The sequence below is a fragment of the Actinomyces israelii DSM 43320 genome, from assembly GCF_000711965.1.
Lineage (GTDB): Bacteria > Actinomycetota > Actinomycetes > Actinomycetales > Actinomycetaceae > Actinomyces > Actinomyces israelii.
This window is the reverse complement of record NZ_JONS01000009.1, coordinates 41,893-61,669: the sequence shown is the minus strand read 5'-3', so window position 1 is coordinate 61,669 and position 19,777 is coordinate 41,893. Positions and strand designations below refer to the sequence as shown.

The 19,777-nt window shown below is 70.8% G+C and carries 19 protein-coding genes and 2 pseudogenes; 9 read left to right on the top strand and 12 right to left on the bottom strand.

The window, feature by feature from the left end; genetic code table 11:
- Nucleotides 1-481: 481 nt before the first annotated feature.
- Genes O145_RS04895 through O145_RS04885 form a run of 4 tightly spaced genes read right to left on the bottom strand, consistent with a single transcriptional unit; the run spans nucleotide 482 to nucleotide 3,746 of the window.
- Nucleotides 482-1,651 (bottom strand): ABC transporter permease, encoded by a 1,170-nt coding sequence (locus tag O145_RS04895; protein WP_084682372.1) that lies wholly within the window; start codon nucleotides 1,649-1,651, stop codon nucleotides 482-484.
- Nucleotides 1,638-2,624 carry an ABC transporter permease gene (locus O145_RS04890; RefSeq protein WP_229118364.1) on the bottom strand — a complete coding sequence of 329 codons (987 nt, stop codon included), beginning with the start codon at nucleotides 2,622-2,624 and terminating at the stop codon, nucleotides 1,638-1,640. The genes O145_RS04895 and O145_RS04890 overlap by 14 nt, the downstream gene beginning before the upstream one ends.
- An 8-nt stretch (nucleotides 2,625-2,632) precedes the next feature.
- A complete protein-coding gene (locus tag O145_RS18950; RefSeq protein ID WP_229118363.1) occupies nucleotides 2,633-2,782 on the bottom strand; it encodes a hypothetical protein in 150 nt (49 codons plus the stop codon).
- Between the two features lies 1 nt (nucleotide 2,783).
- The gene (locus O145_RS04885; RefSeq protein ID WP_043560448.1) at nucleotides 2,784-3,746 is read right to left on the bottom strand and encodes an ABC transporter ATP-binding protein; all 963 of its coding nucleotides are present in this window, start codon (nucleotides 3,744-3,746) and stop codon (nucleotides 2,784-2,786) included.
- Nucleotides 3,747-3,870: 124 nt separating this feature from the next.
- On the opposite strand from O145_RS04885, the pseudogene O145_RS19725 reads away from it, so the two are divergent.
- Together O145_RS19725 and O145_RS04875 are read left to right on the top strand one after the other, a co-directional pair.
- A pseudogene (locus tag O145_RS19725) lies at nucleotides 3,871-5,007 on the top strand (sensor histidine kinase); the annotation flags it as partial.
- Between the two features lie 89 nt (nucleotides 5,008-5,096).
- Nucleotides 5,097-5,765, top strand: coding sequence for a response regulator transcription factor (locus O145_RS04875; protein WP_043560445.1), 669 nt, complete (start codon nucleotides 5,097-5,099; stop codon nucleotides 5,763-5,765).
- Nucleotides 5,766-5,815: 50 nt separating this feature from the next.
- Here the strand turns inward: O145_RS04875 and O145_RS04870 are convergent, their stop codons facing one another.
- Both O145_RS04870 and O145_RS04865 read right to left on the bottom strand, forming a co-directional pair.
- Nucleotides 5,816-6,040, bottom strand: a complete 225-nt coding sequence (locus O145_RS04870; protein ID WP_229118362.1) for a PIN domain-containing protein — start codon at nucleotides 6,038-6,040, stop codon at nucleotides 5,816-5,818.
- Nucleotides 6,037-6,276 (bottom strand): AbrB/MazE/SpoVT family DNA-binding domain-containing protein, encoded by a 240-nt coding sequence (locus tag O145_RS04865; protein ID WP_043560442.1) that lies wholly within the window; start codon nucleotides 6,274-6,276, stop codon nucleotides 6,037-6,039. The genes O145_RS04870 and O145_RS04865 overlap by 4 nt, the downstream gene beginning before the upstream one ends.
- A 204-nt stretch (nucleotides 6,277-6,480) precedes the next feature.
- On the opposite strand from O145_RS04865, the gene O145_RS04860 reads away from it, so the two are divergent.
- The 4 genes from O145_RS04860 to O145_RS04845 all read left to right on the top strand — a co-directional run bounded on the left by O145_RS04860 (nucleotide 6,481) and on the right by O145_RS04845 (nucleotide 9,693).
- Nucleotides 6,481-7,743 carry an ATP-binding protein gene (locus tag O145_RS04860; RefSeq protein WP_229118361.1) on the top strand — a complete coding sequence of 421 codons (1,263 nt, stop codon included), beginning with the start codon at nucleotides 6,481-6,483 and terminating at the stop codon, nucleotides 7,741-7,743.
- 205 nt (nucleotides 7,744-7,948) lie between these two features.
- Nucleotides 7,949-8,968, top strand: coding sequence for an aldo/keto reductase (locus O145_RS04855; RefSeq protein WP_043560440.1), 1,020 nt, complete (start codon nucleotides 7,949-7,951; stop codon nucleotides 8,966-8,968).
- A gap of 174 nt (nucleotides 8,969-9,142) precedes the next feature.
- Complete coding sequence (locus O145_RS04850) at nucleotides 9,143-9,418, top strand: type II toxin-antitoxin system RelB/DinJ family antitoxin (protein ID WP_043560438.1); 276 nt, start codon at nucleotides 9,143-9,145, stop codon at nucleotides 9,416-9,418.
- Nucleotides 9,418-9,693: a type II toxin-antitoxin system YafQ family toxin gene (locus tag O145_RS04845; RefSeq protein ID WP_043560436.1), complete on the top strand. Its 276-nt coding sequence runs from the start codon at nucleotides 9,418-9,420 to the stop codon at nucleotides 9,691-9,693. Before O145_RS04850 ends, O145_RS04845 begins: the two co-directional genes overlap by 1 nt.
- 379 nt (nucleotides 9,694-10,072) lie before the next feature.
- Here the strand turns inward: O145_RS04845 and O145_RS18940 are convergent, their stop codons facing one another.
- Both O145_RS18940 and O145_RS19815 read right to left on the bottom strand, forming a co-directional pair.
- Nucleotides 10,073-10,258, bottom strand: a complete 186-nt coding sequence (locus O145_RS18940) for a hypothetical protein (protein ID WP_229118360.1) — start codon at nucleotides 10,256-10,258, stop codon at nucleotides 10,073-10,075.
- 74 nt (nucleotides 10,259-10,332) lie between these two features.
- Nucleotides 10,333-10,497, bottom strand: a pseudogene (locus O145_RS19815) (aldo/keto reductase); the annotation flags it as partial.
- 526 nt (nucleotides 10,498-11,023) lie between these two features.
- Between O145_RS19815 and O145_RS04835 the strand changes: the two are divergent.
- From O145_RS04835 to O145_RS18930, 3 genes are all read left to right on the top strand, one after another.
- A complete protein-coding gene (locus tag O145_RS04835; protein WP_043560432.1) occupies nucleotides 11,024-11,983 on the top strand; it encodes an NAD-dependent epimerase/dehydratase family protein in 960 nt (319 codons plus the stop codon).
- 110 nt (nucleotides 11,984-12,093) lie between these two features.
- Nucleotides 12,094-13,539 (top strand): DHA2 family efflux MFS transporter permease subunit, encoded by a 1,446-nt coding sequence (locus O145_RS04830; RefSeq protein WP_229118359.1) that lies wholly within the window; start codon nucleotides 12,094-12,096, stop codon nucleotides 13,537-13,539.
- Nucleotides 13,540-14,153: 614 nt separating this feature from the next.
- Nucleotides 14,154-14,981 carry a GNAT family N-acetyltransferase gene (locus O145_RS18930; protein WP_229118358.1) on the top strand — a complete coding sequence of 276 codons (828 nt, stop codon included), beginning with the start codon at nucleotides 14,154-14,156 and terminating at the stop codon, nucleotides 14,979-14,981.
- 42 nt (nucleotides 14,982-15,023) lie between these two features.
- Here O145_RS18930 and O145_RS04820 read toward each other — a convergent pair whose 3' ends face one another.
- From O145_RS04820 to O145_RS04805, 4 genes are all read right to left on the bottom strand, one after another.
- The gene (locus tag O145_RS04820) at nucleotides 15,024-15,866 is read right to left on the bottom strand and encodes an oxidoreductase (RefSeq protein ID WP_043560431.1); all 843 of its coding nucleotides are present in this window, start codon (nucleotides 15,864-15,866) and stop codon (nucleotides 15,024-15,026) included.
- Nucleotides 15,867-16,043: 177 nt separating this feature from the next.
- On the bottom strand, nucleotides 16,044-17,132 hold the full coding sequence (locus tag O145_RS04815) for a substrate-binding domain-containing protein (protein ID WP_052374696.1): 1,089 nt from the start codon (nucleotides 17,130-17,132) through the stop codon (nucleotides 16,044-16,046).
- A 68-nt stretch (nucleotides 17,133-17,200) separates the two neighbouring features.
- Nucleotides 17,201-18,193 (bottom strand): ABC transporter permease, encoded by a 993-nt coding sequence (locus O145_RS04810; RefSeq protein ID WP_043560428.1) that lies wholly within the window; start codon nucleotides 18,191-18,193, stop codon nucleotides 17,201-17,203.
- The gene (locus tag O145_RS04805; RefSeq protein ID WP_043560426.1) at nucleotides 18,190-19,698 is read right to left on the bottom strand and encodes a sugar ABC transporter ATP-binding protein; all 1,509 of its coding nucleotides are present in this window, start codon (nucleotides 19,696-19,698) and stop codon (nucleotides 18,190-18,192) included. Before O145_RS04805 ends, O145_RS04810 begins: the two co-directional genes overlap by 4 nt.
- Nucleotides 19,699-19,777 lie beyond the last annotated feature (79 nt).

Genomic DNA, 19,777 nt, shown 5'->3' with positions numbered 1-19,777 from the left:
AGGCCGTTTTCCCGCAGGATCGTGCGCTTTCCCGTTGGTTGTCGTGTTCGGTCGTCGGGCTCCCGTGTGCGCTGAGGGGGGTCTGCGCACATGGGAGCGGGATCGTGGCCGCCGTTGAAACTTCTTTTCTGCATGATTCCGGGGTTTCTGCCAGCGCGGAGCGCACGCGAATGTGCAGCAGCCACCGCCCCGGCACCCGTGGCCCTCAGTCCCGGGACCATCCCCGCCGGATCACCACGTCCAAGACCCTCGAAGTGTCTCAGATGCACTGAGGCATCACATTCCGGCTCGAGATCGGTCCGGGGGGTCCGAGTGCGGTGGAACGGAGTGCGGTGCTGAAAGCGCGTGAGAGCCTCACTTTCCCGCGAGACGGCCGCACCCGGCAGTGCCTCGAATCGGCCTCGGTGCGGAACTGGGCCGATCTCGGCTGGCGAAGGGGCTTTGCTGGGCCGGCTGCCGCTGGCCGGCCCCGCAGCCCCGCTCACAGCGCCGAGCGCGCCCGGGTGCGTCCCGCCGCCAGCCCCACGCTGAAGATGGCCACGGCGAACAGGGCGCACACCCCGCAGTCGGCCAGCAGCGGCAGCACGGTGTCGGCGGAGACGGAGGTCACCTCGGAGGCGCCGGTCATCGCCCTGTTGGCCCAGTACGTGGGGGTGAACCTGGCGACGGCGACCAGGGCGGCGGGCATGATATCGGCCGAGATCCACGCCCCGCCCAGGAAGGACAGGGCCAGGCCCCCGATGTTCGCGATGACGTTCGCCGCGTTCTCTCCCAGCCCCAGCTGGCCCAGGAGGAAGCCCAGCGAGACCGGCACCAGCGTGTAGGCGCCCAGCGCGGCCCCGACCACCCCCAGCAGCGGGGCCGCGGAGACCAGGTACCCCCGGCCGAAGACCGCCACCCCCAGGCAGAGGATCCAGGCCCACCCCACCAGGCCCACCACCAAGCAGGACCCCAGCAGCCCTCGGCCGCGCTCCCAGCCGCTGACGGGTGCGGCGGACAGCCGTGAGCGCACGGCCCGGCGCCCCAGCGACGCCATGAGCGTGGAGACGGACACAATAGCGAAGGCCGTGAGCGGGTAGAGGGAGAACTGGGCGTACACCAGGAGGCTGTGCGGCAGGGGAGTGGACTCCTGGGGTATCAGCTCGGCGGCCGCGGTGTGCTCCATGGCGGCGTCGGCCAGGGCGACGGCCCGGGCGGGGTCGTCGGTGACGGCCCCCATGTAGGTGCGCACCTGCTCCAGGTAGGAGGTGGTGCGCACGTCCATGAACGAGCCGGCCGCTGACTCGTAGTTGACGACGGTCTCCAGCGCCGGCGGCTCGCCGCCCTGGCGGGCGGAGGCCTGGAGGGCCTGCCCGTAACCGGCGGGGATAACGAGGATGTAGGAGATGCGGTTCTGGGCGGTGGCGTCCTGCATCGCCTGCCGGGAGTCCTCCAGGGGCCGGGCCTCACCGACAGACCCCAGGTAGCGGGTCACGCCCCGGGAGACCTCCGAGCCGTCACGGTCGACCACCGCCACGGTGGCGTGCACGTCGGCCGCGTCCGTGACGGACAGCCCCATGAGCAGGCCGAACATGGACAGCGTCAGCAGGTACACCAGGATAATGACCCGGTGCGCCGCCACGATCCGCAGTGACGTCCTAAAGGTGCTCATGGCTCATCCTCCTCATACGGACCAGGGCCAGGCCCAGGAACAGGCAGGTCATGCCCACCATCACGGCACAGCTGCGGGCGAAGGGGGCGAGGCTGTCGTAGTAGAGCAGCCCGTAGAAGCTGTGGGCGGACTGCCACAGCGGGTTGGCCTGCGCCAGTAGGGGGACGTGGTACTCGACGGCGTCGGCCAGCTTCTGGGCCCCGGACCCGTACAGGCCGGTGAACAGGGACAACAGGGAGGCGATGCCGGAGACGATGCCCGTGTTCATCCGGCGGGAGGTCCCCAGCATCGCCCCGGCCGCGCAGGACAGGAGGCTGGAGACCCCGATGGCCACCAGGCACAGCAGCGCGTGGGGCCCGAAGTCCACGCCGACCACCAGCCGTATGAAGGCGAAGGCGACGAGCAGGCAGCCCAGGACGCAGACCCACGCGGCGGCCAGCGTGCCGACCAGGACCTTCCACCGGGGCAGGCCCGCCAGGGTCAGGCGCGTCCCCAGGTGGGAGGAGGTGGCCGTGACCCCCTGGACCGCGGTCATGGCCACGGCGGTGCCCATGCCGCAGGCGAAGGCCAGCAGCGAGAAGTAGTAGCGGGTCTGCGGCTTGACGGTCGACGGGGTCACCTGCGCCCGTCGGGTGGGGACGCTGCCGGTGTCCGGTGGCCCGGCCTGCGCCCCGGCCGCGGCCAGGGCCTCGTACTCGGCCCGGGTCTGGGTGTAGGAGTCCAGGACCGCGCGCAGCACCAGGACCGTGTCGCCCTTGCTGCCGGTGTTGGCCTCCTGGGTCACGTGCAGGACGGGGTTGCCGTCCTCCACGTCGATGTAGCCGACGGTGTCCCCCTTCCGGGCGGCCTCCTGGGCCTGGTCCGCGGTGGCGTAGAGGGTGGGATTGAGCAGGTGGCGCTCGCCCTCCTCGGAGACGGCCCTGATCGTGGCGTCCAGGCCGGTGGCGGCGCGGTAGGCGTCGTCCTGCACCACGCCCAGGTTCAGGGGGGGGTGGCCTGGTAGGTCTCGTCCAGGTTGGAGAACATGGCCATGAAGAGGCACGACAGGATGACGGGGAAGGCCACGACCCACGCCAGCAGGATCCTGTCGCGCAGGAGCCGGAGCACCTGGTAGGTGAGGACGGAGAGCATGTCAGGCCGCCTCGTCCCGCAGGGCCCGCCCGGTGATCTCCAGGAAGACGTCGTTGAGCGTGGGGGGCTCGGAGGTGATCCGCCCGCAGGTGACCCCGGCCCGGGTCAGCGCCCCCAGCACGTCGGAGAGGTTGTGAGCCCCCGGGGAGCACTCGACCACCAGCTCGGGGGCCTGGTAGGAGGCGGTGCGCACGTGCTCCAGGGCCCGCTCGCCCAGGGGTACGGGGGCGATGATCTCGGCCCGGATGCGCTCACCGGTGCCGATCATGGCCTTGAGCTCATCGGCCGTGCCGGAGGCGACCTGCCGTCCGGCGTCCATAATGACGATCCGGTGGCACAGCTGCTCGACCTCCTCCATGTAGTGGCTGGTGTAGACGATCGTGGCGCCCCGCTCGTTGAGGCGCCTGATGCCCTCCAGGATCGCGTTGCGGCTCTGGGGGTCCACGGCGACCGTGGGCTCGTCGAGGATGATGAGCTCCGGGGCGTGGACGATGCCGCAGGCGATATTGAGTCGGCGCAGCAGGCCGCCCGAGAGCTTGGCGGGCCTGAAGCCCGTGAACCTCTCCAGCTCGACGAAGGCGATCGCCTCCTCCACCAGGCGCCGCCGCCGGGCGCGGTCGTGCACGTACAGGGCGCAGAAGGCATCCACGTTCTGGGCCACGGTGAGCTCGTCGAAGACGGCCACGTCCTGCGGCACGATGCCGATCCGGCGCTTGAGGTCGTAGGAGGTCGCCGTCATGCGCTCCCCGAAGACGCTGATCTCGCCCCGGTCGTAGGTCAGCAGCTGCAGCAGGCAGTTGATGGTCGTCGTCTTGCCCGAGCCGTTGGGGCCCAGCAGGCCGAGCACCTCCCCCCGGGCGATCCGCAGCGACAGGCCGTCCACCGCGACCAGCTCCCCGTAGCGCTTGACCAGGGACTCGACCAGTACAGCCTCGCTGCGCTCGGGTACCGTCTCACCGCCCATATCGGCTCCTGCTTCCTTGCTCGGTCTCTTGCAGGCCCGGCGCTCGCGCGGGCCGTCGCCGTGATGCTCTCGTGGCGGTGGTCGGCCGGAGAAGCGCCTGTTGTCATGGCCCGGGCACCGGGCCATGACTTCTGTCATGAGCACTGTGCGGCGGCGCGGATACCGGCCCGCCGGGTACGTGCGCGGCCGATCGGTCGCTGATAATCGTGGTGTGAGGGTACTGGCCGACAAGAGTGTGGTCCTCGGCGCCTGCGGCCTGCTGGCGCTGTTCTCCGGGGCGACGCGGGCTGCTGGTACCGCTGACGCGGCGGAACCCGCCGCGGTGATATGGCTGCTCCTGGCCGTCATCACGAGCGGGCTGTGCGCGGTGGCGGACTGGCGGCGCGCGCTGATCGTCATTCCCGGCGCTTATCTCCTCCTGGGCTGTTCGACGACGGCGTCGGTTTCGGGCGCGCCGCTGGTCGTCTACGACCTCGTGCGCATTGCCGCGCTCGGCCTCGGGCGGAATCGGGGTATCTCCCTGCTGTGCTGCACCCCGCTGCTGCTCGCCGTCATGCGGCGGGCATCGCAGGAACCGGCTCTCGTCCTCGCCGTGGCGGTCGGGGCCCTTGCGGCTCTGCTGGCGCTGCGCACCTGGCAGGACGAGTCGGCGCGCCAGGGCCTCCATGCGGTGCGGGACGACCTGCGCGAGAAGGTCCTCGCCCTGCAGGAGTCCAATGCCAGGCTCCTCCAGGCGCAGGACCATGAGATGCGCGCCGCGGCCCTCGCCGAGCGCACGAGGATCGCCCGGGAGATCCACGACGGCGTCGGGCACCTCCTGACCCGCCTCCTCCTGGCGGTCAAGGCCCTCCGGATCAGCCACCGCGACCAGCCCGGCGTCGTGTCCGACCTGGCGGCGCTCGACTCGGGGCTGGACGAGGCTCTCGACTCCATGCGCCGCAGCGTCCACGCCCTGTCCGACGAGGGCGAGGAGCTTGCCATCGCCCTCGGCCTGCTGGGCTCCCGCTGCGGGATCGGCCGGGTGTCGATCGACTGCTCCCTGGACGCCGAGCCGCCGGCCGCGGTCTCGCGCTGCATCGCCGCGGTGGTGCGCGAGGCGCTCACCAATGCCGCCCGGCACGGCCGGGCCGGTTCGGCACGCGTGGTGGTCGCCGACTACCCTGCGTTCTGGCAGGTCAGGATCGACAATGACGGAGCCGCCCCGCAACGGGACGACCCGGCGTCGGGCGGCGGCCTCGGGCTGCGCTCCATGACGGACCGGGTCGAGGCGCTGGGCGGGACGGTGCGGGTCACCCCGAGGCCGAGGTTCACGGTCTTCGCCATGATCCCGAAAGGCGGGGAGGACGGAGTATGCGGCTCTTTGTTGTTGACGACGACGCCCTGGTCGCCCAGTCGCTCGCCACCATCCTGTCGGCGGAGCCGGACGTCGACGTCGTGGGCCTGGGCGGATCGGGCCCCGAGGCGGTGGAGAGGTACCGGGAGCTGCGCCCCGACATCCTGCTCATGGACATCCAGATGCCGGGCGGCGACGGGCTCAGTGCGGCCGAGCGGATCCTTGCGCGCGACGGGCGGGCGCGCATCGTCTTCCTGACCACCTTCTCCGACGACGAGTACATCGTGCGGGCCCTGAGGATGGGGTCCCGCGGCTACCTCGTCAAGCAGGACGTCGCCCAGATCGCGCCGGCCCTGCGGTCCGTCATGGCGGGCGTGTGCGTGCTGGAGGGAGAGGTGCTCGAGCGCGCGACCATGGGGCCCGGTCGCCAGGGGCGGGGCGCCCGGGAGGGGCGGCAGGGGGCGCCGTCGTCGGGCCTCTATCAGCGCAGCGCCGCCTTCTCGCCCCTGACCGACCGCGAGTACGAGGTGGTCGAGGCCGTGGCCCAGGGGCTGGACAACGCGGAGGTGGCGGACCGGCTCTTCATGAGCGTGGGGACGGTGCGCAACCACATCAGCTCCATCCTGGCCAAGCTGGGGCTGAGGAACCGCACCCAGGTCGCGGTGCTGTACTACCGCTCCGCATAGGCCGCCCAGGCCGGCTGACTGAGCGGGGATTCTTCGGTCGGTCGGAGGAGTCAGCGGAGGATCTCGGTGCCGACGCGAGCCGCATCCGCGGGACTCACACGTGCGTCGCCGGGCAGCCGGGTCAGCACCGCGTAGGTCTCCGCCAGCGCGTGCCCGCTGAGGCCGAGCTCGCGTCCTCTCGCCCAGGAGTGCACGGCCCCATGGGCCTGGTGGGAGGCGACGAGCAGAGGGACCGCGACGCTCGTGTCGACCGCGAGCCGAGGCCGATCCGTCATCGGCGCCCGGTGTCCATGAGCGCGAGCACCATATCGTCGGTGACGACGGTGTGCGACCTGGCTACGAGATGCCCGTCCTCGTCCGCCTCCAGCCGAGCGGTGCGTCCCCCCGGGGTCACCTGCACGCCGTTGCCGTAGAGCGAGATATCCGCCTTCGTGCCGGGCAGAAGCCCCAGGGAGTCCCGCAGGCTCTTCGGAAGAAGGATCCGCCCTCCGGAATCGATCGTGACCTGCATGGGAACAGGGTACCAGCCATTTCCCATCCGACTGCGTCCCGCACCTGCTCTCGGGCTCGCCGAGGCCGCAGCGGAGACGGTGGACAATGCGGCGGGCCCCGCTCCTGGCAAGGGGGCGCGGCGCCCAGGAGATGCCACATGACCGGTTGGGGCGACGCCACATGCCGGGTTGACATTGCGCGGCAAGGGTGCGGGGAGGGAACCGTGGAGCAGGAGGGCTATCTGCCGAGAGTCGTGGATCGGCTTGTTGACGACATCCTCGGTTACTCGGGGGGTGTCCTCATCGAGGGCGTCCGCGCCTGCGGCAAGACCATGACCGGACGCCGACACGCCTCCTCCGAGATCGCGCTGGACTCCGGGCTGCCGCAGCTGCGGGCCGCCCTGGACGTCGATCCCTCGCTCCTCCTGGCCGGCGACGTGCCGCGTCTTCTTGACGAGTGGCAGATCGAGCCCTCACTGTGGAACCTCGTGCGCAGGGAGATCGACTCCCGTCGCCACCCGGGACAGTTCATCCTCACGGGATCATCCGTCCCCGCCGAGGATGCCGCGCGGCACTCCGGAGCACACCGGATCTCACGGATCCGAATGCGGCCCATGACCCTGTTCGAGCGCGGTCGCGGGGATGGCAGCGTCTCCTTGGCGGGCTTGTTCAACGGCGAGGCGCCGGCGCCGGTGCTTAACTCCGGCGCCGGTGTACGCGAGGCCCTGGACGACCTGGTGCACGGAGGGTGGCCGGGGGACCTCGACCTGACGACCCCTCAGGCGCAGCGCCGCCTGCGCGACTACGTCGAGGACATTGTCAGTATCGACGTCGGTCGCCTGGACGGTGAACCGCGGCGGGATCCTGTGCGCCTGCGCGCCCTCATGCGCTCTCTCGCCCGGCATGTCGCGACAGAGGCGTCTTTCCGCGCCATCGCCAGGGACGCGGCCGGGCAGTCCCTGAGCGCGGAGACTGCCATCGCCTACGTGGGCGCCCTCAGGCGCCTCTTCGTCATCGAGGAGCAGCCGGCCTGGGCGCCGCACCTGCGGTCCCGTTACGCGGTGCGCACGTCGTCGAAGCTGCACTTCGTCGACCCTGCGCTCGCCGCGGCGGTGACGGCGACATCCTCGGAGCGCCTCCTACAGGACCTGGAGACCGCCGGGCTCTGGTTTAAGTCCCAGGCGGTGCAGCACCTGCGGATCTTCTCCGAGATGTGCGGCGGACGCCTCTACCACTACCGGGACAAGGCGGGGAAGGAGGCGGACGCCATTGTGGAACTGGATGACGGGCGCTGGGCCGCCTTCGAGGTCAAGCTGGGGCAGCGCCAGATCCCGGCGGCGCAGACCTCGCTCGCTGCCTTCGTGGCCGATATCGACACCGCACGGACCCCTCCTCCGGCGTACACCGCCGTCATTACCGCCGACGGACCCGTGATGACGCTCCCTGACGGCGTCGTCACCTTCCCGCTCAAGGCGCTGGGGCCGTGAGCGGGCCGAGACGGCCGCCTGGTCCCAGGTCGTGGCGCGGGCCGGCGGAGGCTCAGGGCGCGGGCCCGGCCGGGCGGTGCGCCTCCTCGCGGCGAAAGGGAGCCGCTGAGGCTGGGCGCCGGCGTCGGACCGCACGCTGGGCGGCCTCCAGGGTGGTTCTGGCAGGGCCTGCCCGGGGGCGGCGCCGGGCACCCATACTGGCGCCATGCAGTACACGACGCTCGGCACCACAGGCATTACGATCCCGCGGCTGTGCATTGGAGGCATGAGCTTCGGCCAGGTCTTCCCGGACTTCCACCAGTGGGTCATCGACCAGCCCTCCACCCAGGCCGTCATCGCCCGCGCGCTCGAGCTCGGCGTCACCTTCATCGACACCGCCAACGTCTACGCCCACGGCACCAGCGAGGAGTACATCGGGCAGTCCCTGAGGAACCTCGGCGTCGCGCGCCAGGACGTGGTGCTGGCCTCCAAGGTCTACTTCAACGAGGGCCATCTGGGCGCCGAGGCCATTGAGCGGGAGATCGCGGGCACGCTCCGGCGCCTGGGCACCGACTACCTCGACCTGTACATTATCCACCGCTTCGACTACTCCACCCCCGTGGAGGAGACCATGGAGGCCCTGGACCGCCTCGTGCGCGACGGCCGCGTGCGGGCCCTGGGCGCCTCCGCCATGTACGCCTACCAGCTGCACAACCTGCAGGTGGTGGCGGACGCCCACGGCTGGACCCGCTTCGCCAGCATGCAGAACCACTACAACCTCCTCTACCGCGAGGACGAGCGGGAGATGATCCCCGTGGTCGAGCAGTACGGCATGTCCCTGACCCCCTACAGCCCGCTCGCCTCCGGGCACCTGACCCGCCCCACCTGGGACTCGCCGTCGGTGCGCTCGACGACGGACGGCACCATGCGCGCCAAGTACGACCGCGACCGCGAGATCGACATGCCCGTCATCGCGCGCGTCGCCGAGGTCGCGGCCAGGCACGAGGTGCCCATGGCCGACGTCGCGCTGGCCTGGCACTGGGCCAGGGGCGTGGCCGCCCCCATCGTCGGCTGCTCGCGGCCGAGCCGCGTCGACGATGCCGTGCGCGCCCTGGAGCTGACCCTCACCGCCGAGGACGTCGCCTACCTGGAGGAGCCCTACGCGCCCCACGAGCTCGTCGGCCCGCTCGCCCGCCCCGGGGAGAAGGCCCTTGCCGGGACGACGGTGCGCACGACGTCCCAGTGAGAGGGCCGGCGGGGCGCCGCTTCACCCCCCAGGACCTGGTCCAGGGCCGCTGACGTCCTGGTGAGGCGGCGTCCCGGGCCGGGCGGTGCCGGGCCCCACGAGCCCGTACCACATCGTGTTACACCATGATACGATGAGCATGCTGATGCAGTGAGGTGTGGGGCGGGAGACCTGATGGCGACTAAGACCCTCAATGTCAAGATCGACGACGACGACAAGCGTTTATTTGTTGAGCTCACTCATCAGATGGGGACGACCCCGTCAAATGCGGTGCGCATGTTCGTGCGCGCGTTCAATGAGTTCAAGGGCTTCCCCTTCGACACGTCCCGTCCATATGTCATGAGTGCCGAGGCCCGGCAGGCCTACGACGAGATTGACGCAGAGATCTCAGCGGGCACCGCCAGACGCTACGGGAGCGTCGCAGACTTGCGCGATGACCTGGACCTGTAGTGCTCGACATCGTCATCTCGAGTAAATGCAGGAAGGACCTCAAGCGGGCTAGAAGACGCGGCCTCGACATGGATGCCTTCTTCGCGGTGGTTGAGATGCTTCGACGTCGCGAGACGCTGCCTGTCCGTTATCGGGATCATGCGCTCACGGTCGACCGGGCTGGAGTGAGGGACTGCCACATCCGGCCCGACTGGGTGCTGATCTACCAGATCAGGGAGACGGAGCTGGTCCTGGTCCTGGTGGAGACTGGAAGTCACGCCGACCTGGGCCTGTGATCGCGCCGGGGTGCGGCGCTCGCCGGGCGGGGCGTGCGGCCCAACGTGAACGTACCTTTCTCCCATCCTTCTGGGGGTAAAGCTCAGAAGGATGGGAGAAAGGTACGTTGGTGTTGGGAAGGTACGTTGACGTTCCGGCTCGACACCGGTCGGCAGGACCCGGCAGCCGCGGCCTGCTGGAACGGCACCCGATTATCCCGATGACTGGCTCCGGGGTGGGAGAAGTGATCATCCCACGCACTTTTAAGCCGGCCAACAGCCCCGGACACGGTGAGAATCGGCGTGATTCCGCGGTTCTGCGGCGCGGGCCGGGCGGCGTGGAGGGCTAAAGGTGCGTGGGGTGATCACTTTGCGGGGCGCGGCGGCGCCCGGCGGGCCGTCAGGCCGGCGTCTCGGGCCGGACCGGACCGCCCAGGGCCCCGGGGACGGCGTCGGGACTGCGAGGCGCCGAGTGGCCTGGCACGCCGACGGACTGGGCATCGCTGCCGCGCCCCTTGGAATCACTCGTCCAGGGGCGTGCGAGCTCCTCGTAAAGGATCGGCCCGTAGCCGTGGGGCGGGCCCATGCGGCCCAGTCGAGGATCTCGCGGACCAGAGTGGCGGAGAAGCTGGACAGGCCGATCGAGCGGACCCTGCCCGCCTCGACCGCCTCCCCCATAGCCCTCCGGCCGGAGACGTACTCGCCGTAGGGCTGGTGGAGGAGCAGCAGGTCGACGTAGTCCGTGCCCAGGCACTCCAGGGTGGCGTCGATGTCCTTGCCGTACTGGGCGTAGGGGGAGCTCTGCAGGAAGAGCTTGGAGGTGATGAAGAGATCCTCGCGCGTGACCTGGCTGTCGGCGACGACCCGGCCGACGGCGACCTCCCGGGCACGCGCTCGCGGGCCGGCCGAGCGTGAGCGCGGCTAAGCTCGACGGTGAGACCTTCCTTCTCCTGAAGGGCATCGGGTTCTGGCGCGAGCTGTGGGACCGGCACTTCCCGCGCTCACAGTTCCTCGTCCAGGAGGACCGCGCGGTCCTTCGAGCAGCTGGCGAGCTCGTCGCTGCCCTACTTCGTCACCGACGCGCCCTCCCACGCGGCGCCGGCGCCCGACCGCACCGTGGTGCCCATCCGCGACGCCATGGCCCACGCGACCTTCCACCTGCTGGCCCGAGCCGACGGCCGCCCGGAGGCAGCCGACGTCTTCGAGTGGGTGCGCGCTCGATGAACGGCGCGGGCCCAGGGGCTTACCCGGATCGCCGCCATTGCTAGCATGGATCCCGAAGGCGGCTCCGCAGCGCGGCGGCAGCGGCGCCGGGCGGGAGCAGCCAGCGCGTTGAGAAGGGACCACAGTCATGAAGGCAGTCGTCATCGGGGCCACCGGGCACATCGGCACCTACCTCGTCCCCCAGCTCGCCGAGGCCGGCTACGAGGTCACCGCCGTCACCCGTGGCGCCTCCCGGCCCTACGAGCACCACCCGGCCTGGGAGGCCGCGCAGCGCCTCTTCGTGGACCGCTCCCAGGCCGGCTTCGCCCGCGCCATCGCCGACGTCGGCGCCGATGTCGTCATCGACCTCGTCGCCTTCACCCCCGAGCAGGTGCGCGCCATGGTCGACGCCCTCGCCGGCGGGCCGCTGCGGCACTACCTCGTCGCCTCCTCCATCTGGGCGGACGGCCGCACCGAGGTCAACCCCGTCACCGAGGACCACCCCCGCCGCGCCCTCGACCAGTACGGCCGCGACAAGACCGCCATCGAGGAGCTCCTCCGCCGGGCCTGGCAGCGCGACGCCCTCCCCGCCACCGTCGTCATGCCCGGCCAGATCTCCGGCCCCGGCTGGGACATCATCAGCCCCCTGGGCAACACCGACCACCGCGTCTTTCAGACGATCGCCGACGGCGGCGAGGTCGTCCTGCCGAACTTCGGTCAGGAGATCCTCCACCACGTCCACGGCTACGACGTCGCCCAGGTCTTCCGGGACGCCGTCGTCCATCGCGAGGCGGCCCTGGGGGAGTGCTTCCACGCCGTCGCCGACGAGGGGCTGACCACCTACGGCTGCGCGCTGGCGGTCGCCCGGGTGCTCGGCGCCGAGCCCCGGATCGGCTTCCTCGGCTGGGAGCGGTGGGCAGGCGAGTGCGGCCTGGGCGAGGACGCCGTTAAGTCCACCTACCTCCACCTGGCCCGCTCCGGCCACTTCTCCAACGAGAAGGCCAGGCGGCTCCTGGGCTACCGGCCCCGCTACACGACCGTCGAGACCGTCGAGGCGGCCGTGCGCAGCTATGTCGAGCGGGGGATCGTCGTCCTCCCGCGGCGCTGAGACCGGGAGCGCATCCGCAGCGGGAGACCGCTGACGGGGCGCCGCGACGGTGCGGGTCCTGCCTGAGACGTCACACGCCGGAGAATTAATCGCCTCATACAATCAGTCTCGTGCCCACCTTCGAACGCAGGCTCGACGCCCGCCTCGTCCTCGCCGTTGTCGCCATCGGCATCATGTCCTTCGCCGGCGTCGTCGTCGAGACCGCCATGAACATCGCCTTCCCGGCCCTCATGGAGGAGTTCGGCGTCTCCACCTCCACCGTCCAGTGGATCACCACCGGCTACCTCCTGGTCCTGGCGGCGATCATGCCGATCTCCTCCTTCCTCAACCGGCGCTTCCGCACCAGGGCCCTCTTCGCCCTCGCTATGGCGGCCTTCCTGGCCGGCACGGTCATGTGCGCCGCGGCCCCGCACTTCACCGTGCTCATCCTCGGCCGCCTCATCCAGGGCGTCGGCACCGGCATCGCCCTGCCCCTGATGTTCAACATGGTCCTCGAACAGGTCCCCTTCGAGAGGCTGGGCACCATGATGGGCGTCGCCACCCTCATCACCGCCATCGCGCCCGCCGTCGGGCCCTCACTCGGCGGCTACCTCATCGGCGCCTTCGGCTGGCGGTCGATCTTCCTCGTCCTGCTGCCCTTCCTCCTCGTCGCCGGCGTCCTGGGCGTCCTCGCCATCCGGCAGGCCACCCGGCCGCAGGCCGACGCCACCTTCAGCCCCCTGCAGTTCCTCGTCATGGCCTCCGGCTTCACCGCCCTCGTCCTGGCCACGAACGCGGCCGGCGAGACGGGGTGGACCAGTCCCCGGGTCCTGGGGCTGCTCGCCCTCGCGCTCGTCCTCATCGCGGCATTCTGCGTCCTGTCGTCCCGCTCCGAGCGCCCTCTCGTCCGCATCCGCATCTTCACCGACCGCACCTACGCCCTCAGCGTCACCTACGTCGTCCTCATCCAGGCGATCGTGCTCGCCCTGGGCTACCTCATCCCCTACTATGCGCAGGTCAGCGCCTCCATGGGCTCATTCGCCGCCGGCTGCCTCCTGCTGCCCGGCTGCATCCTGGGCGCGTGCCTGACCCCCTTCGGCGGCCGCGTCCTCGACCTCCTGGGCCCGGCCCGCCCCATCCTGGTCGGCGCCGCCTGCGGCGTGCTCGCCATGGCCCTGTTCGCCGCCGTCGGCGTGACCGTCCCCGCCGCCTGGCTCGCCCTCATCTACGTCATCATGCCGATCTGCCAGGGGCTGTCGGTCTCCAACTCGATGACCAACGGCCTGCGCGGCTTGCCCGACCGCCTCCAGGCCGACGGCAACGCCGCCTTCAACACCATTCAGCAGCTCGGCGGCGCCGTCGGGACGGCCGTGGCCACCACCGTCGTCAACGCCGCCCAGAGCGCGGACCCCGACGACCTTGTCGCCGCGACCCGCGCCGGCACGCGCACGGGCTTCGTCGTGCTCCTCGCCCTGTCCGTCATCGCCCTCGCCGCCGCGGTGAGCGTCTTCGTCGGCCGTCGCCCGGCGGCGGGCGGCGGCGCCGGGGCGGGCGGCGGCGCCGGGGCGGGCGGCTGACAGGGGCGGGTTCCTCGCCCGGTCCTCGCAGCCCCACTGCCTTCTTCGTCGAGATGCGAGCGCCCGTCGCCGGGCCACCACCAGCCCTCCGGGGCTCTCCGGGGCCCCAGGAGGCCGACCTCGACGGGAAAAAGGTGGCTCCTACGCACTTTTAACACCGGCGCTCGCCCCGCCTTCGCTGCAGAACCGCGGAATCACGCCGATCTCCGCCGCGCTCAAGGCTGCCGAACACCTTAAAAGTGCGTAGGAGCCACCTTTTTGATAGGGCCGCAGCGCATGGCGGGCGTCAGGCCCCGGGCGTCAGGCCTGGGAATCACTCATCTAAGTCATCCACTAGGTCATCCACGCCGATGGGGAGGGTGCGCTCCGGTATCGGCCGCGTCGCAGACTGGTCATGCGCTGGGCGCCCGTTGAGATCGAGCTCGGCAGTCGGCAGATCGAGGCGGCCTCGTCCTTCCCCCGACCTTGCCTGGGGCCGTGACTGCGATCCACCCGCCCCTTGCTGCTGCGGGTCCTGTCCGGCGTGGTTCCCCTGGTGCTCGTCCAGGTGGGCCGCAGCGCCATGATCCTCGCCCACGACGTCTACGGGTAGGCCGGCCACGAACGGCCAGCAGGTGCTGGTCATCGGGCTCATCACCTTGGCGGTGAGCGCCGAGATCATTGTCGATGAGCCCCGTGAGCCGCTCACGGCGACGGCCGCCGCCCTGCTGGCCGGCGGGATTATGATCTGCCTGGTGGCCTCCTGGGGCTTCCTGGCGCTCCTGACCGGGCGCCGCCGCTGGCCGTGGGGCTGGCGCCGTCGTCGCCTGCTGGGCGACCGCCCTGCCCGGCGTGCTCGCCGTGGTGGCCACGGCCGTCTGCCTGGCAGGTATCGGCATGTGGTACACGCGCGATGCGGCTGGCGCCATACGCACAATGGGCGCATGAGAATCCGCCCGAGAATCCGCACGGCCTCGCCCGCCGACCTCGACGCCGTCGCCGAGCTGGAGGCCCTCTGCTTCCCGCCCGCCGAGGCCGCCGACCGCGAGACGATCGCCGCGCGCCTGGCCGCCTACCCCGACCACGTCTGGCTCGCCGTCGAGGACAGCCCCGACACCGACGGCCCCGAGCGGCTGGTCGCCTGCGTCAACGGCATGTGCACCGACCTGCCCGACCTGGCCGACGAGATGTTCTCCCGCGCCGAGCTGCACGAGCCCGACGGCGCCTGGCAGATGATCTTCAGCGTTGCAACCGCTCCCGACCGCCGGGGCCGGGGCCTGGCCGGCGCGCTTGTGCGGCACGCTGTCGAGGACGCCCGCTCCAGCGGCCGCCGCGGGGTCGTGCTCACCGCCAAGGCCGCCCTCGTCGGCTTCTACGCCCACCTCGGCTTCCGCGACGAGGGCGTCTCGCGGGAGTCCACCCACGGCGGCGCCGTCTGGCGCCAGATGCGGCTGATCCTGTAGGTCCGGTAGGCCCGTGAGCCGCGGCGGGAGCCACGCGGCCCCTCAGCCCGCCGCCGCGCCCCGCATGATCCGGTCGAACAGGCGGGCGGGCAGCAGCGCGTGGGCGGCCACGAGCGGCTTGGCCCCCAGGCCGACGAGGTAGCGGGACCGGGGGCGCCTGGCCTCGACGGCCCCGCGGATGGCCCGCACCACCACCTGCGGGTCGCTCATCCGCCTGCTCGCGTACAGCCTGCGCATGTTCGCAGCCACCCTGCCGGCCGCCTTCTCATAGGCGCCGCCCCGGGCGGAGCTCTCCAGGTGGTCGGCGGCAATGGTGCCCCAGTCGGTCCTGATGCCACCGGGCTCGATGAGGACCACGTCGATGCCGAAGTCCGCGACCTCCATGCGCAGGGCGTCGGACAGGGCCTCGACGGCGTACTTCGTGGCGTGGTACCAGCCGCCCATGAAGGTCACGAGACGGCCGCCCATGGAGCTCATGTTGATGATCGTGCCCGAGCGGCGGGCGCGCATGTGCGGCAGGACCGCCCTGGTCAGGGCGGCCAGACCCAGGACGTTGACCTCGATCTGGCGGCGCGCCTCGGTCAGGTCCACGTCCTCGACCGCCCCGAAGGAGCCGTAGCCGGCGTTGTTGACCAGGACGTCGATGCGCCCCTGCTCGGCCATGATCGTCTCGACGACGCCGGTGCAGGCGTCCTGGTCGGTGACGTCGAGCGCGACGGGGGCGACGCCCAGGGCCCGCAGCGGCCGCATCCGCTCCACGCGCCGCGCCCCGGCGTAGACCGTGTGCCCGGCCCTGGCCAGGTCCCTGGCCGCCTGGAAGCCGATGCCGCTGCTCGCGCCGGTGATGAGGACGACCCTGCCCGTCCTTCCCGTTCTCCCAGCCATGGGATCCTCCGTGTCCTGCTCGTGCTCGTGTGCTCGTTCGAGCAGCACGGTAGCCGCTGCGCCCTGCCGCGGGCGGGAGCAGCGCCGGGGGCGCGGGCACGCCGGGCGCATAGGGTGCGCCCACGGCCGACCCGCAAGCCGGCCGCGGGCGCACCCGGCCGCCCGACGCCGCCCCGCTCAGTCGTAGAGCAGGATCGACAGGTCGGCGTCGTCGATGTTGCTCGCGTCGTACCAGTGCGAGCCGGTGTCCACGTCCCCGACCGTCTCGCCGGCGGCTGCCCTCGCGGCGATCTGCACCGCCTGGTAGCCCATCTGGTAGGGGTCCTGGGTGACCGACCCGAGGAAGGCGCCGGAGCGCACCGCATCCTTCTGGGACTTGCCGGCGTCGAAGCCGACGACGAGGAGGTCCTTGTACTCGCCGGTCTCGCGGTCCAGCGCGGTCGCGTCGCTGGTGGCGGAGATGACTCCGTTGACGGTGTCCTGGTTGCCGGCGAACAGGGCGACCAGGCCCTGGGCGCCGAGGATCGAGGCCGCCGCCGACTGGATGTCGGCCTGGCTCGTGGTGGGCGGGACCGTGACGACGATCTTCACCCTGGCGGGCTTGTCCGAGGCCCGGGTCCAGTGCTGCTGACCCGAGACGTCGATGGCGCCCGCGAGCCCGTCGAGCTTGCCCAGCTCGTTCACCAGCGTGTCGATGAAGCCGTCGACCCGCTGGATGATCGAGCCCGAGGTGGAGTCCTGGGCCAGGACGCCGACGACGGCGGGGGAGGCGGCGGTGCCCGCGGCGACGGCCCTGCGGAAGGCCTCGCTGGCCGCGAGGTTGCTGGCCACGTTCCCTCCCGCCAGGGCGTTGTCGGTGGTCGCGGTCGCCAGGACGGCCCCCGAGGCGTCGTCTGGAATGCCGGAGTCGAAGCCGATCACGGGGGTGCCCTGCCGCTTGGCGGCCACGAGGGCGTCCTGGACGGCGTCGGGCTGGCAGGCCGCCAGGGCGATGGCCGAGGGGCGCTGGTTGACGGCGGCGGCGAGCTGCTCGACCTGCTGGGACACGTTGCTCTCCGCGTCGGGCCCGTTGGTCACGAGCTTGACGCCGAGGGACTCCGCGGCCTCCCGGGCGCCCTTGAAGGCCGCCTGGTAGAACTGGTTCTGATAGCTCTTGGAGATGATGATGACGGTCGTGGCGTCGTCGCCCGCGCACGCGGACAGCAGCGTCACAGAGCATGCGGCGCCCAGGGTGGCGAGCGCCGTTCTGCGGGTGATGGGGGCCATGGGCTGGAGATCCTTTCGAGATCCACGGGTGGGGTGGGAGGGGGCGCGGGCCGGCCCCGTCCGGACGGTCATGAGCGGCGGGCCCGCCTGCTGCGGATGACGTCGAGCAGGACCGCGAGGATGACGACGGTCCCGATGAGGAACTGCTGCCACTGGACCGGCAGGCCCATGGAGAGCAGGCCGGTCTTCAGGACGCTGATGACGAAGACGCCGATGATCGTCCCCCACAGGGAGCCGACGCCTCCGGCCAGCGACGTCCCGCCGATGACGCAGGCGGCGATCGCGTACATCTCCTGGCCGTTGCCGGTCTGCGGGGTGATCGCTGAGAAGGTCGCCGCGTAGATGGCCCCGGCGAGCCCGCAGAAGAACCCGTTGAGGACGTAGACCCAGAACTTCCAGCGGGAGACGATGACCCCGGACAGCTCGACGGCCTCCTCGTTGGAGCCCATGGCGTAGGCGTACCGGCCGAGCTTGGTGCGGTTGAGGATGAACCAGGCGATGGCGAAGAACCCGGCGAGCCAGAGCGCCCCGACGGGGAAGGTGCCGGCCTTGTACAGGACGGTCTTGAACCACCCGTCGGAGGAGGTCAGGCTCGGGTAGGTCTGGGTCTGGACCTTCGCGGCGACGGCGCACAGGCCCAGGGAGATGAACTGCATGCCCAGGGTGGCGATGAACGGGGGCAGCCGGAAGAAGCCGACGAGGACTCCGTTGCCGACCCCGAACAGGAGGCCGGTCCCCACGACGACCAGCAGGCAGACGAGGATCGGCAGGTGCCACACGTTGTAGGCGATGCCGCCGACCAGCGCCGCGCCGACCATGACGGTTCCGGCGGACAGGTCGATGCCGGAGGTGATGATGACGAAGGTCATCCCGATGGCGAGGTAGCCGATGTAGTAGGAGGAGTCGAGGATCGACACGAAGGTGCCGGGGGACAGGAAGCGGGTGCCGAAGATGGCGAAGTACACGTAGAGGATGACCAGGGCGGCCAGGGCCATCAGCTGCTGGGTGGCCTGGGGGGAGAGCTTCTTGCCGAGGGGATTCTTCAGGAGGTTGGTCTTCATGCTGCTTCACGTGCTTCCTGAGCTGTCGCCAGCTCCATGATCTTGATCTGTGTGGCCTGCGAGATGTCGAGCTCGCCGGTCTTACGTCCTTCGCACATGACGACGACGCGGTCGGACAGGTGGAGGACCTCGTCCAGGTCGGAGGACACGAGGATGATCGACTTGCCCTCGGCCACCAGGCTGCGCATGAGCCCGTAGATCTCCGAGCGCGCCCCGATGTCGATCCCGCGCGTGGGCTCGTCGAAGATGAAGATGTCGACGTCGTGCAGCAGCCACTTGGCGAGCACGACCTTCTGCTGGTTGCCCCCGGACAGGTTGCGGACGAGCTGGCGGATCGAGGGCGTCTTGATGCGCAGCCTGTCCACGTAGCGCCTGGTGGCCTCGGCCACCTGCCTGCCGAGGACGACCGGCCCCCAGCTGAGCCGGTCGTAGGAGGGCAGGGCCGTGTTGTCGGCGACCGACAGGCCGACGGCGAGCCCGTAGCGCTTGCGGTCCTCGGACAGGTAGGCGATGCCGGCCCTGACGGCGTCCCGCGGGTGGTGGAAGGCGACCCGCTCGCCCTTGACGGTGATGCGCCCGCCCGTCGCCGGGTCGGCGCCGGCGAGGATCCGCATGGTCTCGGTGCGCCCGGCGCCCACGAGCCCTGCGAATCCGAGGATCTCCCCGGCGCGCAGCTCGAAGGAGACGTCGGTGACGTCGGCCGAGCTCAGGCGGTCGGCCTCCAGGACGACGGCGGCGTCGGCGGGAACGGCCGAGGCGCTCTTGGGGGCGTTGACGACCTGCCGCCCGACCATGAGCTCGATGATCTCGTCCATGGTGGTCGAGGCCGTCTCCAGCGTGCCCACGTGGGTTCCGTCCCGCAGCACGGTGATCCGGTCGGAGACGTCCATGATCTCGTGCATGCGGTGGGAGACGTAGACGATGGACACGCCCCGCTCCCGCAGGCCGCGCACGCGCTCGAGGAGCTCGGCGCTCTCGGCCTCCGACAGGGCCGCGGTCGGCTCGTCGAGGATGAGCACCTTGGTCTCCCGGAAGGACAGCGCCCGGGCGATCTCCACGATCTGGGCCTTGCTGACCGTCAGGTCCCGCAGGGGCGTGCGCGGGTCGACGCCGATCTCGTAGTCGTCGATGAGCGCCTGGGCGCGGCGGTTCAGGTCGCGGTCGGAGATCCTCAGCGAGGGGGACTCCCGGCCTATGAAGATGTTCTGCGCGACCGTCAGATCGGCCATCATGTTGAGCTCCTGATGGACGATCGAGATGCCCGCCTCCTGGGCGTCGCGGATGGAACGGAACCGTGCGGGCGCGCCCTCGTACTCGTAGACGCCGGAGAAGGTGGGGTGGATGCCGGTGATGATCTTGACCAGCGTCGACTTCCCGGCGCCGTTCTCGCCGACGAGGGCGTGGACCTCCCCTGGTCGGAGGTCCAGGGAGACTCCTTTGAGAGCCTGCACGCCTGGGAAGGACTTGGCGATGTCCTCCATGTGCAGGCGCGGTTGAACTGTCATGTCTGCTCCATTGCATGGAATTGCCGGAATTGCCGGAATTGCGCGGACCCGTCACGGGGGGCGGGTCCGGGTGGGATAT

Coding starts and splice junctions, on each gene's coding strand:
- O145_RS04850 (WP_043560438.1), top strand. CDS start 9,143: ATGGCGACTAAGACCCTCAATGTCAAGATCGACGACGACGACAAGCGT.
- O145_RS04870 (WP_229118362.1), bottom strand. CDS start 6,040: ATGACGGATCGGCCTCGGCTCGCGGTCGACACGAGCGTCGCGGTCCCT.
- O145_RS04815 (WP_052374696.1), bottom strand. CDS start 17,132: ATGGCCCCCATCACCCGCAGAACGGCGCTCGCCACCCTGGGCGCCGCA.
- O145_RS04885 (WP_043560448.1), bottom strand. CDS start 3,746: ATGGGCGGTGAGACGGTACCCGAGCGCAGCGAGGCTGTACTGGTCGAG.
- O145_RS04865 (WP_043560442.1), bottom strand. CDS start 6,276: ATGCAGGTCACGATCGATTCCGGAGGGCGGATCCTTCTTCCGAAGAGC.
- O145_RS18950 (WP_229118363.1), bottom strand. CDS start 2,782: ATGCTCTCCGTCCTCACCTACCAGGTGCTCCGGCTCCTGCGCGACAGG.
- O145_RS04835 (WP_043560432.1), top strand. CDS start 11,024: ATGAAGGCAGTCGTCATCGGGGCCACCGGGCACATCGGCACCTACCTC.
- O145_RS18940 (WP_229118360.1), bottom strand. CDS start 10,258: ATGGGCCCGCCCCACGGCTACGGGCCGATCCTTTACGAGGAGCTCGCA.
- O145_RS04820 (WP_043560431.1), bottom strand. CDS start 15,866: ATGGCTGGGAGAACGGGAAGGACGGGCAGGGTCGTCCTCATCACCGGC.
- O145_RS04895 (WP_084682372.1), bottom strand. CDS start 1,651: ATGAGCACCTTTAGGACGTCACTGCGGATCGTGGCGGCGCACCGGGTC.
- O145_RS04810 (WP_043560428.1), bottom strand. CDS start 18,193: ATGAAGACCAACCTCCTGAAGAATCCCCTCGGCAAGAAGCTCTCCCCC.
- O145_RS04855 (WP_043560440.1), top strand. CDS start 7,949: ATGCAGTACACGACGCTCGGCACCACAGGCATTACGATCCCGCGGCTG.
- O145_RS04805 (WP_043560426.1), bottom strand. CDS start 19,698: ATGACAGTTCAACCGCGCCTGCACATGGAGGACATCGCCAAGTCCTTC.
- O145_RS04875 (WP_043560445.1), top strand. CDS start 5,097: ATGCGGCTCTTTGTTGTTGACGACGACGCCCTGGTCGCCCAGTCGCTC.